The 14,706-nt window shown below is 68.8% G+C and carries 16 protein-coding genes; 8 read left to right on the top strand and 8 right to left on the bottom strand.

The genetic code is table 11. The features are described 5' to 3' along the window. Window positions 1-60: 60 nt before the first annotated feature. The 4 genes from frr to rpsB form a co-directional block, all read right to left on the bottom strand. Window positions 61-618: a ribosome recycling factor gene (frr, locus tag QC818_RS10370; RefSeq protein ID WP_309652785.1), complete on the bottom strand. Its 558-nt coding sequence runs from the start codon at window positions 616-618 to the stop codon at window positions 61-63. Window positions 619-622: 4 nt separating this feature from the next. Continuing rightward, on the bottom strand, window positions 623-1,387 hold the full coding sequence (pyrH, locus tag QC818_RS10365; protein ID WP_309652784.1) for a UMP kinase: 765 nt from the start codon (window positions 1,385-1,387) through the stop codon (window positions 623-625). Window positions 1,388-1,494: 107 nt separating this feature from the next. Further along, a complete protein-coding gene (gene tsf / locus QC818_RS10360) occupies window positions 1,495-2,364 on the bottom strand; it encodes a translation elongation factor Ts (RefSeq protein WP_309652783.1) in 870 nt (289 codons plus the stop codon). 168 nt (window positions 2,365-2,532) lie between these two features. Continuing rightward, a complete protein-coding gene (gene rpsB, locus QC818_RS10355) occupies window positions 2,533-3,279 on the bottom strand; it encodes a 30S ribosomal protein S2 (RefSeq protein ID WP_309652782.1) in 747 nt (248 codons plus the stop codon). A gap of 284 nt (window positions 3,280-3,563) precedes the next feature. Here rpsB and map point away from each other — a divergent pair, with 284 nt between their 5' ends. From map to QC818_RS10320, 7 genes are all read left to right on the top strand, one after another. Then, window positions 3,564-4,355 (top strand): type I methionyl aminopeptidase, encoded by a 792-nt coding sequence (gene map, locus QC818_RS10350; RefSeq protein ID WP_309652781.1) that lies wholly within the window; start codon window positions 3,564-3,566, stop codon window positions 4,353-4,355. Window positions 4,356-4,365: 10 nt separating this feature from the next. After that, entirely contained in the window at window positions 4,366-7,044 is a 2,679-nt protein-coding gene (locus tag QC818_RS10345) for a [protein-PII] uridylyltransferase (protein WP_309652780.1), read from the top strand. Window positions 7,045-7,168: 124 nt separating this feature from the next. Continuing rightward, complete coding sequence (gene dapC, locus QC818_RS10340) at window positions 7,169-8,395, top strand: succinyldiaminopimelate transaminase (RefSeq protein ID WP_309652779.1); 1,227 nt, start codon at window positions 7,169-7,171, stop codon at window positions 8,393-8,395. Next, the gene (locus QC818_RS10335) at window positions 8,392-8,730 is read left to right on the top strand and encodes an arsenate reductase (RefSeq protein WP_309652778.1); all 339 of its coding nucleotides are present in this window, start codon (window positions 8,392-8,394) and stop codon (window positions 8,728-8,730) included. Before dapC ends, QC818_RS10335 begins: the two co-directional genes overlap by 4 nt. Before the next feature lie 45 nt (window positions 8,731-8,775). After that, window positions 8,776-9,801 carry a 2,3,4,5-tetrahydropyridine-2,6-dicarboxylate N-succinyltransferase gene (gene dapD, locus QC818_RS10330; RefSeq protein WP_309652777.1) on the top strand — a complete coding sequence of 342 codons (1,026 nt, stop codon included), beginning with the start codon at window positions 8,776-8,778 and terminating at the stop codon, window positions 9,799-9,801. Window positions 9,802-9,852: 51 nt separating this feature from the next. Continuing rightward, window positions 9,853-11,028 (top strand): succinyl-diaminopimelate desuccinylase, encoded by a 1,176-nt coding sequence (gene dapE, locus QC818_RS10325; protein WP_309652776.1) that lies wholly within the window; start codon window positions 9,853-9,855, stop codon window positions 11,026-11,028. A gap of 7 nt (window positions 11,029-11,035) precedes the next feature. Then, entirely contained in the window at window positions 11,036-11,422 is a 387-nt protein-coding gene (locus tag QC818_RS10320; protein WP_309652775.1) for a hypothetical protein, read from the top strand. A 162-nt stretch (window positions 11,423-11,584) separates the two neighbouring features. Here QC818_RS10320 and QC818_RS10315 read toward each other — a convergent pair whose 3' ends face one another. After that, on the bottom strand, window positions 11,585-12,049 hold the full coding sequence (locus tag QC818_RS10315) for a cold-shock protein (RefSeq protein ID WP_309652774.1): 465 nt from the start codon (window positions 12,047-12,049) through the stop codon (window positions 11,585-11,587). Between the two features lie 138 nt (window positions 12,050-12,187). Between QC818_RS10315 and QC818_RS10310 the strand changes: the two genes are divergently transcribed. Continuing rightward, complete coding sequence (locus tag QC818_RS10310; RefSeq protein ID WP_309652773.1) at window positions 12,188-12,433, top strand: SlyX family protein; 246 nt, start codon at window positions 12,188-12,190, stop codon at window positions 12,431-12,433. 131 nt (window positions 12,434-12,564) lie between these two features. Here the strand turns inward: QC818_RS10310 and trxB are convergent, their stop codons facing one another. The 3 genes from trxB to QC818_RS10295 form a co-directional block, all read right to left on the bottom strand. After that, window positions 12,565-13,515, bottom strand: a complete 951-nt coding sequence (gene trxB / locus QC818_RS10305; protein WP_309652772.1) for a thioredoxin-disulfide reductase — start codon at window positions 13,513-13,515, stop codon at window positions 12,565-12,567. Between the two features lie 127 nt (window positions 13,516-13,642). Beyond that, the gene (locus QC818_RS10300) at window positions 13,643-14,245 is read right to left on the bottom strand and encodes a peroxiredoxin (protein WP_309652771.1); all 603 of its coding nucleotides are present in this window, start codon (window positions 14,243-14,245) and stop codon (window positions 13,643-13,645) included. A gap of 156 nt (window positions 14,246-14,401) precedes the next feature. After that, a complete protein-coding gene (locus QC818_RS10295) occupies window positions 14,402-14,611 on the bottom strand; it encodes a CPXCG motif-containing cysteine-rich protein (RefSeq protein WP_309652770.1) in 210 nt (69 codons plus the stop codon). Window positions 14,612-14,706: the final 95 nt, after the last annotated feature.

Genomic DNA, 14,706 nt, shown 5'->3' with positions numbered 1-14,706 from the left:
GGCGGGTGGGACGGGATCATTCCATGGAGGGCGGCACCGGGCGGTGCCGCCCCACCGTCCTCAGACCTGCATCAGGTCGTGCTCCTTGGACTCCAGCGTCTTGTCGATCTCGGCGACGATGGCGTCGGTGAGCTTCTGGATGGCGTCCTCGCCCTGGCGCGCCTCGTCCTCGGAGATGTCCTTGTCCTTGAGCAGCGCCTTGATGTCGCCGTTGGCGTCACGCCGCACGTTGCGCACCGCGACCCGGGCGTTCTCGGCCTCCTGGCGGGCCTGCTTGATGTAGCCCTTGCGGGTCTCCTCGGTGAGCATCGGCATCGGCACCCGGATGACGTTGCCGGCGCTGGCGGGATTGAGCCCCAGCTCGGCGGTCATGATGGCCTTCTCCACCTTGGGCACCATCTGCTGCTCCCAGGGCACCACGGTCAGGGTGCGGGCGTCCTCGACGTTCACCGAGGCCACCTGGTTGATCGGCACCTGGCCGCCGTAGTAGTCGACGGTCACCGAGTCCAGGATGCTGGTGTGCGCCCGGCCGGTGCGGATCTTGTTGAGGTTGTGGTGAAGAGCGTCGAGGCTCTTCTTCATGCGGGTTTCCGCGTCCTTCTTGATGTCGTCAATCACGATCTCACCCTCTGTCAATCAGCGTGCCTTCCCGGCCGCCCACCACCAGGTTCAGCAGCGCTCCCGGCTTGTTCATGTTGAACACGCGAACCGGCATGTCATGGTCCCGCACCAGGCAGATGGCGGTCAAATCCATGACCCCGAGCTTCTGGTCGAGCGCATCGTCGTAGGACAGCTGCTCGTACTTGACCGCCTCGGGATGCTTGACCGGATCCTTGTCGTAGACCCCGTCCACCTTGGTGGCCTTGACCACCACGTCACCGTCGATCTCGATGCCGCGCAGGCAGGCCGCGGAATCGGTGGTGAAGAAGGGGTTGCCGGTGCCGGCGGAGAAGATGACCACGTCGCCGGAGGTCAGGTAGCGGATGGCGGTACGACGGTCGTAGTGCTCCACCACGCCGCTCATGGGGATCGCCGACATGACCCGCGAGCGGATGTTGGAGCGTTCCAGGGCATCGCGCATGGCCAGGGCGTTCATCACCGTGGCCAGCATGCCCATGTGGTCGCCGGTGACGCGCTCCATGCCCGCCTCGTGCAGGGCGGCGCCGCGGAACAGGTTGCCGCCGCCCACCACGATGCCGACCTGCACGCCGATGCCGACCAGCTGGCCGATCTCCAGCGCCATGCGATCCAGCACCTTGGGATCGATGCCGAATTCGGCATCGCCGGTCAGCGCCTCGCCGGACAGCTTGAGCAGGATGCGCTTGTACTTCGACACCTCGGCGCGGGGCTTGTCGGACTTGGGGGGGGCGTGCTCGGCACTGCTCATGGCGTGTCTCCCGGAAACTCGACGAATCTGGATGGCCGGGTGCACCGGCCGGATACGCGAAGGCGTGCGCTTCCGCGCACGCCATCTTCACACTGGAACCGTCGGCCTTAGCTGCGCTTGGCCTGTTCCATGACTTCCTGAGCGAAGTCGACCTCTTCCTTCTCGATGCCCTCGCCCACCTCGAAGCGGGTGAAGCCGAGCACCTCGCCGCCGGCGGCCTTGACGTACTCGGCGACGGTCTGGTTCGGGTCCTTGACGAAGGCCTGCTCGGTCAGGCTGTTCTCGGCCAGGTACTTCTTCAGGCGGCCCTGGACCATCTTCTCGGCGATGTTCTCCGGCTTGCCGGCCATGTCCGGCTGGGCCAGGATGATCGCCTTCTCGGCGTCCAGCTTGTCCTGCGGCATGTTCTCGGGAAGCGCCACGGCCGGGTTGATGGCGGCGACGTGCATGGCGACGTCCTTGGCGGCCTCGGCGGTGCCGCCCTGGAGGACGGTCAGCACGCCGATGCGGCCGCCGTGGACGTACTCGCCCACGCGACCGCCTTCCGGCGCGTCGACGACGACGCTGCGACGCACGCTGATGTTCTCGCCGATCTTCTGCACCAGCTGCTCGCGGGCGGCTTCCAGCTCGCCTTCCATGATGGCGGCGACGTCCTCGCTCTTGGCGGCGAAGAAGGCGTCGGCGACCTTGCTGGCGAAGGCGGTGAAGTTGTCGTCGCGGGCGACGAAGTCGGTCTCGGAGTTGACCTCAACCATCACGCCGTAGCTGCCGTCCTCGGCGACACGGGTGACGATGGCGCCCTCGGCGGCGGTGCGGCCGGCCTTCTTGGCGGCCTTGAGGCCGGAGTTCTTGCGCAGGTTCTCGATGGCGGTGTCGATGTCGCCGCCGGCCTCGGTGAGGGCCTTCTTGCACTCCATCATGCCGAGCCCGGTGCGCTCGCGCAGTTCCTTGACCTGGGAGGCGCTGATAGCTGCCATGGTAGTTACCTCTGAATGGTTCGACCTGGAATATAGGCGCCGGATCGGGGTCCGGCGAATCCGTGTGCCCGCCCTGTCGCACAGGAGGGGGCCGCGGCCCCCTCCTGTCGGCTCGACGGCCGGCCGCCAGTCGCTGGCGGCGTCACGCCGGGCCGGACGGGCCGACGATCACTCTGCGGCGGCGGCGTCGCTGGCGCTGTCGTCTTCGGTGACCTCGACGAACTCGTCGGGACGACCTTCCTTCGCGCGGGCGCAGGCGTCGGCGATGGCCTTGACGTAGATCTGGATGGCGCGGATGGAGTCATCGTTGCCCGGGATCACGTAGTCGACGCCGTCCGGGTCGGAGTTGGTGTCCACCACGCCGATGACCGGAATGCCCAGCTTGTTCGCCTCGTTGATGGCGATGCGCTCGTGATCGACGTCGACCACGAACAGCGCGTCGGGCAGGCCGCCCATGCTCTTGATGCCGCCCACGGACCGCTCGAGCTTGTCCTGCTCGCGGGTGGCCATCAGGACTTCCTTCTTGGTCAGCTTCTCGAAGGTGCCGTCCTCGTGCATGGCCTCGAGGTCGCGCAGACGCTTGATGGACTGACGCATCGTCTTGTAGTTGGTCAGCATGCCGCCGAGCCAACGGTGGTTGACGAAGTGCTGACCGACGCGGCCGGCCTCTTCCTTGACGATCTTGCTGGCGCTGCGCTTGGTGCCCACGAACAGGATCTTGTTGTTCGCGGCCGCCATCTTCTCGACCACCTCGATGGCCTCGTTGAGGGCCGGGAGGGTATGCTCGAGGTTGATGATGTGGATCTTGTTACGGGCGCCGAAGATGTACTTGCTCATCTTCGGGTTCCAGTAACGGGTCTGGTGACCGAAGTGGGCGCCTGCCTTCAGCAGGTCACGCATGTTGACGTGTGCCATGGATGACTCCTGGAAAATCGGGTTAGGCCTCCATGCACCCCATGGATCCGACCGTCGAACGCGCCGACGGCACCCGGGACCATGTGCCGGTGCATGTGTGTTTTCAAGGCGTTGCTAGGGTTAACGGCCCTCCCGCCCGCGGCTCCGCCGGGCCCTGGGGGGCACGGGGATCGGCGATTGCAGGAAAGCGCGCAGCTTTATACCATGGATCCCCTTCGAGATGAAGTCGCCGACGCCCGATCCCTCCCGCACCGCGGCGACACCACCCTGATTGCCGAGACCCCATGAACGTACCCATCAAGACGCCCGACGAGATCGAGAAGATGCGCGAGGCGGGCCGCCAGGCCGCCAGCGTGCTGGAGATGATCGCCCCCCACGTCCAGGCCGGGATCACCACCGGCGAGATCGACCGGCGCTGCCACGACTACATCGTCGAGGAGCTGGGCTCGACCCCGGCCCCGCTCAACTACCACGGCTTCCCCAAGTCGGTCTGCACCTCGATCAACCACGTGGTCTGCCACGGCATCCCCGACGACGGCAAGAAGCTGAAGAAGGGCGACATCATGAACCTGGACGTCACGGTCAAGACCGCCGACGGCTACCATGGCGACTCCAGCGTGATGTTCATCGTCGGCGAGACCATCCAGGGCGAGCGGCTGTGTCGGGTCACCCAGGAGTGCCTCTACAAGAGCATCGCCCTGGTGCGCCCGGGCGCGCGCCTCTCCGAGCTGGCCCGGGTCATCCAGCAGCATGCCGAGGCCAACGGCTACTCGGTGGTGCGCGATTTCTGCGGCCACGGCATCGGCGCTGGCTTCCACGAGGACCCGCAGGTGCTGCACTACGATGGCTATGCGCCGGAGGCGGACATCGCCCTGGAGGAAGGCATGTGCTTCACCATCGAGCCGATGATCAACATCGGCGACCATCGCACCAAGGTGCTGCGCGATGGCTGGACCGCCGTGACCAAGGACAAGCGTCTCAGCGCCCAGTGGGAGCACACCCTGCTGGTCACCGGCGACGGGGTGGAGGTGCTCACCGCGCGCAGCGACGAAGACCTCTCCTTCCTCGCCCGCTGAGTCGGCCGCCATGCTGCTGCATCACTACGCCTTCACGCCCGACGAGGCCCTGTTCGACGTCGCGGCCTTCCGGGACGAGCTGAGCGGCAGCCGATCGCCCATCGCGCCGTTCAAGGCCGCGCTGGCGGACATCCAGGCGCGGTTGGACGCGCGCTTCCATGCCGGCGGCGACATCCGCGACCTGGTGCACGGGCGCGCCTGGTGCCTGGATCACCTGCTGGCGATCGCCTGGCAGCAGCACGCCTGGCCCGAGGGCATCGCCCTGCTCGCCGTGGGCGGCTACGGCCGCGGCGAGCTGCACCCCCACTCCGACGTCGACCTGCTGCTGCTGCTCGAGCACGACGACGACGAGCCCTTCCGCGAACCGCTGACCGCGTTCATCACCTTCCTCTGGGACATCGGCCTGGAGATCGGCCACAGCGTGCGCTCGCTGGCCGACTGCGAGCGCGAGGCCGCCGCCGACGTCACGGTGATCACCAACCTGCTCGAGTCGCGCACCCTGGCCGGGCCGGAGCGCCTGCGCGAGGCCATGAAGACGCGCATCGCCGCGGACCGGCTGTGGCCGGCGGACCACTTCTTCGAGGCCAAGTGGCAGGAGCAGATCAAGCGCCATTACCGCTTCAACAACTCCGAGTACCACCTCGAGCCCAACATCAAGAGCTCCCCCGGGGGGCTGCGCGACATCCAGATGATCGGCTGGGTGGCCAAGCGCCACTTCGGCACCCAGCGCTACGAGGACCTGGTCGCCGGCGGCTTCATGAACGACGCCGAGCTGCGCATCCTCAGCCAGGGCCAGGCCTTCCTGTGGATGGTGCGCTACGCCCTGCACATGCTCACCGGCCGCGCCGAGGACCGGCTGCTGTTCGACCACCAGCGCACCATCGCCGAGCTGTTCGGCTATCACGACACCCCGGAGCGCCTCGCCGTCGAGCAGTTCATGAAGCGCTACTACCGGCACGTCACCGCGCTCGCCGGGCTCAACGATATGCTGCTGCAGCATTTCGACGAGGCCATCCTGCGTGGCGGCGAGGCGCTGGAGACCACCCCGCTCAACGATCGCTTCGCCATCAAGGGCGGCTACATCCAGGCCCGCTCCCGGGCGGTGTTCCGCGAGCACCCCTCGGCGCTGCTCGAGCTGTTCCTGCTGATGGCCGAGCATCCGGAGATCGAGGGCGTGCGCGCCGACACCATCCGCCTGATCCGCGACCACCGCCACCTGATCGACGACCGCTTCCGGGAGGATCCGCGCCACCAGCGGCTGTTCATGGCGCTGCTGCGCTCCGGCGGCAACGTCGCCCGCCAGCTGCGGCGCATGAACCGCTACGGGGTGCTCGGCAAGTACCTGCCGGCCTTCGGCCAGGCGGTGGGGCTGATGCAGCACGACCTCTTCCACATCTACACCGTGGATGCCCACACCCTGCGGCTGCTGAAGTGCATCCACGGCTTCCGCAAGGCCGAGGCCCAGGAGCGCTATCCGGTGGCCGCCGCGCTGATCCAGCAGCTGCCCAAGCTGGAGCTGCTGTGGATCGCCGGCCTCTTCCACGACATCGGCAAGGGCCGCGGCGGCGACCACTCGCTGATCGGCGCCCGGGACGTGGAAGCCTTCGCCGAGCGCCACGGCCTGTCGCAGCGCGACACCCGGCTGGTGGTCTGGCTGGTGGAGCATCACCTGCTGATGTCGATGGTCGCCCAGAAGCGCGACATCAGCGACCCGGACGTGATCAGCGAGTTCGCCCGCAGCGTGGGCGACGAGACGCGGCTCGACTACCTCTACGTGCTGACGGTGGCCGACATCACCGCCACCAACCCGACGCTGTGGAACGGCTGGCGGGCCTCGCTGCTGCGCCAGCTGCACGCCGAGACCAAGCGCGCCCTGCGCCGCGGCCTGGAGAACCCCCTGGAGCGCGACGACTCGGTGCGCGAGACCCGCGGCGAGGCGCATTCCCTGCTGGCCACGGTGGGCGCCGACATGGCGCGGGTGGACCGCCTCTGGGAGTCGCTGGGCGAGGACTACTTCCTGCAGTACGCGCCCAGCGAGATCGCCTGGCAGACCCAGGGCATCCTCGCCCACCAGGGCAGCGAGCTGCCGCTGGTGATGATCAGCGCCCCCACCGACGACATGGCCGAGGGCGGCACCAAGGTGTTCATCCACACCCGCTCGGTGGACGACCTCTTCGCCGCCACCTCGGCGGCCATGGAGCAGCTGGGCCTGTCGATCCACGACGCCCGCATCGCCACCTCCAGCAACGACTGGACGCTCAACACCTTCATCGTGCTGGACGACCACGACCGCGCCATCCGCGAGGCCAACCGCCTGGAGGAGATCCGCCGCCACCTGGTCGAGGAGCTCGACGACCCGGACGACTACCCGCAGATCGTCACCCGGCACACCCCGCGCCAGCTCAAGCACTTCCGGGTGCCCACCGAGGTCACCATCGAGCAGGACCCGGCCAACGAGCGCACCCTGCTGGAACTCACCGCCCCCGACCGCCCCGGCCTGCTGGCCCGGGTCGGGCGCATCTTCATGGAGCAGGACATCGCCCTCTCGGCGGCCAAGATCGCCACCCTGGGCGAGCGGGTCGAGGACGTCTTCTTCATCACCGACAAGGCCGGTCGCCCGCTCACCGATCCCGAGCGCCAGGGCCGGCTGCGCGAACGGCTGATCGAGGTCCTCGACGTCAGCGGCTGAGGGCCCGTTTGAGGCCCCCACCCGGCTTCCCTATAATCGGCGTCTTGCCCGCAGACAACAGGAGGAAGCGCCCGCCGCTTCCCCGCAACGACAACGACGCCGGCCAAGGCCCGACTGGACGCCCATGAACCCCGATCTCGACGCCCTGCAGCCCTACCCCTTCGAGAAGCTCGCCGCCCTGCGCGACGGCGTGACCCCGCCCGCGGGCCTCGAGCCCATCGCCCTGACCATCGGCGAGCCGCGCCACCCGCCCTACCCCGGCGCCCTGGCGGCGCTGGGCGACCATCTGGGCGAGCTGGCCCGCTACCCGGCCACCGCGGGCCTGCCCGCGCTGCGCGCGGCCATCGCCAGCTGGGCACGGCGACGCTTCGCGCTCGCGGGGCTGGACGCCGAGCATCAGGTGCTGCCGGTCAATGGCACCCGGGAGGCGATCTTCGCCTTCGTCCAGGCGGCCCTGGACCGCACCCGGCCGGCCCGGGTGGCGGTGCCCAACCCCTTCTACCAGATCTACGAGGGCGCGACCCTGCTGGCCGGCGGCACGCCGCTGACACTGGACTGCCGCGCCGAGCACGGCTTCCGCCCCGACCTCGACGCCGTGCCGGCCGAGACCTGGCGCGACGTGCAGATCGTCTTCGTCTGCTCGCCGGGCAATCCCACCGGGGCGGTGACCCCGCTCGACGAGCTCAAGCAATTGATTCGGCTGGCGGATGAACACGACTTCATCGTCGCCGCCGACGAGTGCTATTCCGAGCTCTACCTGGACGAGGCCGCCCCGCCGCCGGGGCTGCTGCAGGCCTGCGCCGAGCTGGGCCGCCACGACTACCGGCGCTGCCTGGTATTCCACTCGCTGTCCAAGCGCTCCAACCTGCCCGGCCTGCGCTCCGGCTTCGTGGCCGGCGACGCCGGGCTGATCGCCGCCTTCCGGCGCTACCGCACCTATCACGGCTGCGCCATGTCGCTGCCGCTGCAGCACGCCTCGATCGCCGCCTGGCAGGACGAGGCCCACGTGCGCGCCAACCGCGACGCCTACCGCGACAAGTTCGCCGCGGTGACCGAGATCCTCGCCCCGGTGATGGACTTCCCCGCCCCCGAGGCCAGCTTCTACCTGTGGCCCGCGGTGCCCGGCGGCGACGACGAGGCCTTCGCCCGCTCGCTCTACGCCGAGGAGCACGTCAGCGTGCTGCCGGGCCGCTACATGGGCCGGCCCGGCGCCGACGGCACGAACCCCGGCGCCGGGCGCCTGCGCCTGGCCCTGGTGGATACCCCCGAGGCCACCGCCGAGGCCGCCCGCCGGCTGCGCCGCCACCTCGAACGCTTCACCCGACACCAAGACGGGAGACGGACGCCATGATGACGCTGTTCGGGATCAAGAACTGCGACACCTGCCGCAAGGCCCGCAAGGCCCTGGACGCCCGGGGCATCCCCTTCCAGTTCCACGACCTGCGCGAGGACGGCCTTTCCGCGCCGCTGCTCGAGCACATCCTCGAGCAGGTGCCGGTGCTGACCCTGCTCAACAAGCGCAGCACCACCTGGCGCCAGCTGCCGGACGAGGACAAGGCGGACATCGACGCCAACAGCGCCCGGGACCTGATGCTGGCCCATCCGACCCTGCTCAAGCGCCCGCTGCTGGACACCGGCGACGAGATCCGCGTCGGCTACCGCGACGGCGACTACGACAACCTCTAGGCGGGCCCGAGACCCGCCCCCTTCCACGACGCGAGAGGACACATCATGCACAGCTTTGCACTCGGTATCGGCACCCAGAACACCCAGGGCGACTGGCTGGAGATCTACTACCCGGCGCCGCTGCTGGCCCCGGACGCCGCCCTGGTCGAGGCCGCCGCCAGGGTGCTCGACGCCCCCGCCGGCAATGCCGCGATCAGCTTCCTGCCCGAGCAGTGCGCCGAGCTGGCCGAGGCCCTGAAGGCCGCCGGTCACGCCGACCAGGCGGAACTCGCCGAGGCCCTGGCGGCCAGCCGGCGCCCGCTGGTGGCCACCTTCATCGCCGAGGACACCCCGCCGCAGAGCGCCCCGGAGGTCTATCTCAAGCTGCACCTGCTGTCGCACCGCCTGGTCAAGCCCCACGGCGTCGACCTCACCGGCATGTTCGGCCTGCTGCGCAACATCGCCTGGACCAACGAGGGCGCGATCGACATCGAGGAGCTGCCGGCGCGTCGCCTCAAGGCCCGCCTGGAAGGCCGCCCCCTGTCGGTGGACTGCGTCGACAAGTTCCCCAAGATGACCGACTACGTGGTGCCCGCCGGGGTGCGCATCGGCGACACCGCCCGGGTGCGCCTGGGCGCCTATCTCGGCGAGGGCTCCACCGTGATGCACGAGGGCTTCGTCAACTTCAACGCCGGCGCCGAAGGCCCGGGCATGATCGAGGGCCGCATCTCCGCCGGGGTGATGGTCGGCAAGGGCTCCGACCTGGGCGGCGGCTGCTCGACCATGGGCACCCTGTCCGGCGGCGGCAACATCGTCATCAAGGTCGGCGAGGGCTGCCTGATCGGCGCCAACGCCGGCATCGGCATCCCGCTGGGCGACCGCTGCACCGTGGAGGCCGGGCTCTACATCACCGCCGGGGCCAAGGTCACCGTGCTCGACGACCAGGGCCAGGTGGCCGACACCGTGGCCGCCCGCGAGCTGGCCGGCCAGGACGACCTGCTGCTGCGCCGCAACTCCCAGAACGGCCGCATCGAGTGTTTGACCAACAAGAGCGCCATCGCCCTCAACGAAGCGCTTCACGCCCACAACTGAGCCTGGCCCCGGCGCCCGCGGGCGCCGGGGTCCGGCCCGCCGGACCCCCGAATGACCTCGACCACTTCCGATTCCTCGCTATCCCCGACCCTCGAGCTCGCCATGGAGCTCATGCGCCGCCCCTCGGTGACTCCCGACGACCTGGGCTGCCAGACGCTGATGATCGAGCGCCTGGAGCGCCTGGGCTTCGCCGTCGAGCGCCTGCCGTTCGGCGACGTCGAGAACTTCTGGGCCGTACGCGGCCACCACGGGCCGGTGCTGGCCTTCGCCGGCCACACCGACGTGGTGCCCAGCGGCCCCGACGTGCACTGGCAATACCCGCCCTTCGAGCCGCGCATCGACGACGACGGCATGCTGTGCGGGCGCGGCGCCGCCGACATGAAGGGCAGCCTGGCCGCCATGGTCACCGCCGTGGAGCGCTTCGTGGCCGCCCACCCCGATCATCCGGGGCGCCTCGCCTTCCTGATCACCTCCGACGAGGAGGGCCCGGCGGTGGACGGCACCCGCGCCGTGGTCGAGCACCTGCGCGAGGCCCATGACCGCCTGGACTACTGCATCGTCGGCGAGCCCTCCTCCACCGAGTACCTGGGGGACGTGATCAAGAACGGCCGCCGCGGCTCGCTGGGCGGGGTGCTCCACGTCAGGGGCGTGCAGGGCCACGTGGCCTACCCCCACCTGGCGCGCAACCCCATCCACCAGGTGGCGCCGGCCCTGGACGCCCTGGTGCGCGAGCACTGGGACGGCGGCAACGCCTTCTTCCCGGCGACCAGCTTCCAGGTCTCCAACATCCGCTCGGGCACCGGGGCCACCAACGTGATCCCCGGGGAGGTCGAGGTGGTCTTCAACTTCCGCTACTCCACCGAGCTCGACCACGAGACGCTGAAGCGGCGCACCGAGGCCATCCTCGCCGCCCACGAGCTGGACTTCCACATCGACTGGACCCTCAATGGCGAGCCCTTCCTGACCGCGCAAGGCGAGCTGGTGGACGCCGCGGTCGGCGGCGTCGAGGACGCGCTGGGGCATCGGCCGGCCCTCTCCACGGCGGGCGGCACCTCCGACGGCCGCTTCATCGCCACCCTGGGCAGCCAGGTGGTGGAACTGGGGCCGCGCAACGACACCATCCACAAGGTCAACGAGCGAGTGCGCGCCGCCGACCTCGACGACCTCAGCCGGGTCTACGAGACCATCCTGGCGCGGCTGTTCGTCGACGGCACGGCCCGCCCCTGAGGACGCCATGGAACGCTACCCCGATATCGAGATCTATCTGGCCCGGGTCGAGCCGGGCGCCGTCGACGCCTGGCTCGGCGAGGCCCTCGACGCCCCGCCCCTGGCCGCCGCGGGCAAGCACCGCTGGCGCACCCGGGGCTATCATGACGGGGCCGAGATTCCCGTGCTGATGGTGGAGAAGGCCGCCGACGGCTTCGCCAGCCTGTGGTTCGACAGCGCCGAGACCCCCTGGGCCGCCGACGCGGACTGCGCCCGGGAGGCGGCCGCCCGCCTGGGTTGCGAGGTGCGCTGCTCGCTGGGTGGCTGGCAGCCCGGCGACGACCCCGACCGCTTCCTGCAGGTCAAGGCCGACGGCAGCGAGGCCACCATCGACTGGCCGGACTCGGGGCAGTAGGGAAGAGGGAAGAGGGAAGAGGGAAGAGGGAAGAGGGAAGAGGGAAGAGGGAAGAGGGAAGAGGGAAGCCAGGATAGGGGTTCTTCTTCCCTCTTCAAGGCGCGAAGCGCCGTACTTCCTTCTTATAGCGGCGTAGCCGCGCTCATGCTCAGCCGCTTCGATTCAAGTGATCACGGTGACATCGTCGGCCTGTAATCCCCGATCATTGCGTGACACGTGGTACTTGACCTTCTGGCCCTCGGCCAGGGTGCGATGGCCGCGGCCGCGGATCGCCCGGAAATGGACGAAGACATCCTCGCCGCTGTCGCGGGTGATGAAGCCATAGCCCTTGTTGACGTTGAACCACTTGACCTCGCCGATCTCGCGATCGTCGTCCTCGACCTCGGCGATGTTGGCCAGCTGCGGCGTCAGGGCGTTGATCGCCAGGGTGGCGACCAGCAACAACAGGAAGACCGCCAGGGCCGCGGCGACATAGACCGCCGCCACGCCGCCCACCTCGAGGCTGGCGAACAGCTCCCGGGACAGCACGCCGCCGGTGAGATGGACGAACAGGGCGATCAGCAACGGCGCCGGCGCGGCCAGCAGCAGGCTGACGATACTGCAACGTAACACGACCTTACGATTCATGAATCTCGGATGCTCTCTTGTCGTTGAGGAGGAGTGTAAAGGGGCCGAGGTACCCGACGGCGCGACGCCGCCCCCGACCCGACTGCCCTTGGGCAGGCCCGTCACGCCTGAGGCGTGACCTGACATCAGGAGTCTATCATGCACGACGACGACCCGCGCGACGCCGCGGAGGCGAGGCTGGAGGCCCTGGAGAGCCGCCTGGCCCATCAGGAACACTGGCTGGACACCCTGGACCGGGCGGTCGCCGCCCAGGAACGGCGGCTGATGCAGCTGGAGCGCCTCGGCGAGGCCATGCAGCGCAAGCTCCGGGAGCAGCACCGCGCCCTGCGGGAGGCCGACACGACGACACCCCGCCCCGAGGACGAGGTGCCGCCGCACTATTGAAGCCGTAAGCCGTAAGCCGTAAGCCGTAAGCCGTAAGCCGTAAGCCGAGATACTGGCTACGGCTTCGCTAACCGCAACGGTTTGTCTTACCGCTTAAAAGCTTATCGCTTACAGCTCCGGGCGAAGCCCGGTCACAGCTCGTCGAGGAAGCGCTCGGCATCCAGGGCCGCCATGCAGCCGGTGCCGGCGGAGGTCACCGCCTGGCGATAGACATGGTCCATGACGTCGCCGGCGGCGAACACGCCCGGCACGCTGGTGGCGGTGGCGTTGCCCTCGAGGCCGGAGCGGACCTTGATGTAGCCCCCGGCCATGTCCAGCTGGCCCTCGAAGAGGCCGGTGTTGGGGCTATGGCCGATGGCGATGAACACGCCCGGGGCACCGATCTCGCGGGTGCTGCCGTCCTCGGTGGACTTCAGCCGCGCCCCGGTGACGCCGGTGTTGTCGCCCAGCACCTCGTCCAGGGTGTGGTTCCATACCAGCTCGATGTTGCCGTGCTCGGCCTTCTCGAACAGCTTGTCCTGGAGGATCTTCTCGGCGCGCAGGCTGTCCCGGCGATGCACCAGGGTCACCTTGGAGGCGATGTTGGACAGGTACAGCGCCTCCTCCACGGCGGTGTTGCCGCCGCCCACCACCACGACCTCCTGGTTGCGGTAGAAGAAGCCGTCGCAGGTGGCGCAGGCGGATACCCCCTGCCCCATGAACGCCTGCTCGGACTCCAGGCCCAGGTAGCGGGCGCTGGCGCCGGTGGCGATGATCAGCGCATCGCAGGTGTAGGTGCCATTGTCGCCCTTGAGGGTGAAGGGCCGCTCACGCAGCTCCACCTCGTGGACATGGTCGAACAGCACCTCGGTGTCGAAGCGCTCGGCATGGCGCTTCATGCGCTCCATCAGCTCGGGGCCCTGGACGCCGGTGTCGTCGCCCGGCCAGTTGTCCACGTCGGTGGTGGTGGTCAGCTGGCCGCCGGCCTGCATGCCGGTGATCAACAGCGGCTTGAGGTTCGCCCGGGCCGCGTAGACGGCGGCGGTATAGCCGGCCGGGCCGGAGCCGAGGATGATCAGGCGTTCGTGGCGCGCGTCGCTCATGGAGACCTCGCAGTGCATGGGATGGGAAGGAAGCGGGCTCGGCGATGCCGGCGAGCCGTCGGCATGGCCCAGCCCCCTGGACCGGACGGGGCGGCCCGCAGGCCGCCCCGGTCGATACCGCGGTCGCTTAGAGCTCGTTGAAGTGAGACTCCAGGTACTTGGCGACGCCCTCGGCGGTGTCCTTCATGCCTTCCTGGCCTTCGTCCCAGCCGGCCGGGCAGACTTCGCCGTTCTTCTGGTGGAACTTCAGGGCCTTGACCATGCGCAGCATCTCGTCGACGTTGCGGCCCAGCGGCAGGTTGTTGACCACCTGGTGCTGGACGACGCCGTCCTCGTCGATCAGGAAGGAGCCGCGCATGGCGACGCCGGCTTCCGGATGCTCGATGCCGTAGGCCTGGGTGATCTCGTGCTTGACGTCGGCCACGATCGGGAAGCCGACTTCACCGATGCCGCCCTTCTCCGGCGCGGTCTGGCGCCAGGCGTAGTGGGTGAACTGGGAGTCGATGGACACGCCGATCACCTCGACGCCCAGTTCCTTGAACTGCTCCAGGCGATTGTTGTGGGCGATGATCTCGGACGGGCACACGAAGGTGAAGTCCAGCGGCCAGAAGAACAGGACGCGCAGCTTGCCGTGCCCGCTGGAGAGCTTGAAGTTCTCGACGATCTCGCCGTTGCCCAGGACGGCCGCGGCTTCGAAGTCGGGGGCTTGACGTCCAACCAGTACGCTCATGCAAAACTCCTTGCAGTCGTGGATAACACTCGGGGTGAGTGGAAAGCAGATGCCTAACCTAGGTCAGGCATTCTCGCCGCGCCATTAGGCCGAATCAATGGCACGGATAGACAATCGCTATCGATGTCGCCGGCGCCCGCCGTCGGGGTCACCGGCTCACAGCACGTCGTCGTCGCGGCCCAGCTCGACCGACTCGAGCTCGCCGCTGACCGGCGACACCTCGATACGCAGCTGAATGGGGGCGCAGCATCGCGGGCAGTCCTCCCAGGTGGCATGGCTGCCCTGGGAGGCGTCGACCTGAAGGTCGAAGGCCGTATCGCAGTAGGGGCAACGGACCCCTCGACTGTCGAGCGTCTCCTCGTTCACGGAACCTCCCGGGACCGATGTCGCCGAACGGGGGAAATGGGGACGGCCGGAGGCATTATCAAGGGCGGGCGCGATCGCCCGGCGCGACCGGTCAT

Origin of the sequence: Halomonas koreensis, from assembly GCF_031451675.1 — a bacterium.
Lineage (GTDB): Bacteria > Pseudomonadota > Gammaproteobacteria > Pseudomonadales > Halomonadaceae > Halomonas > Halomonas koreensis.
Note: the sequence above shows the minus strand (reverse complement) of the source record. Positions and strands in the feature narration are given on the sequence as shown.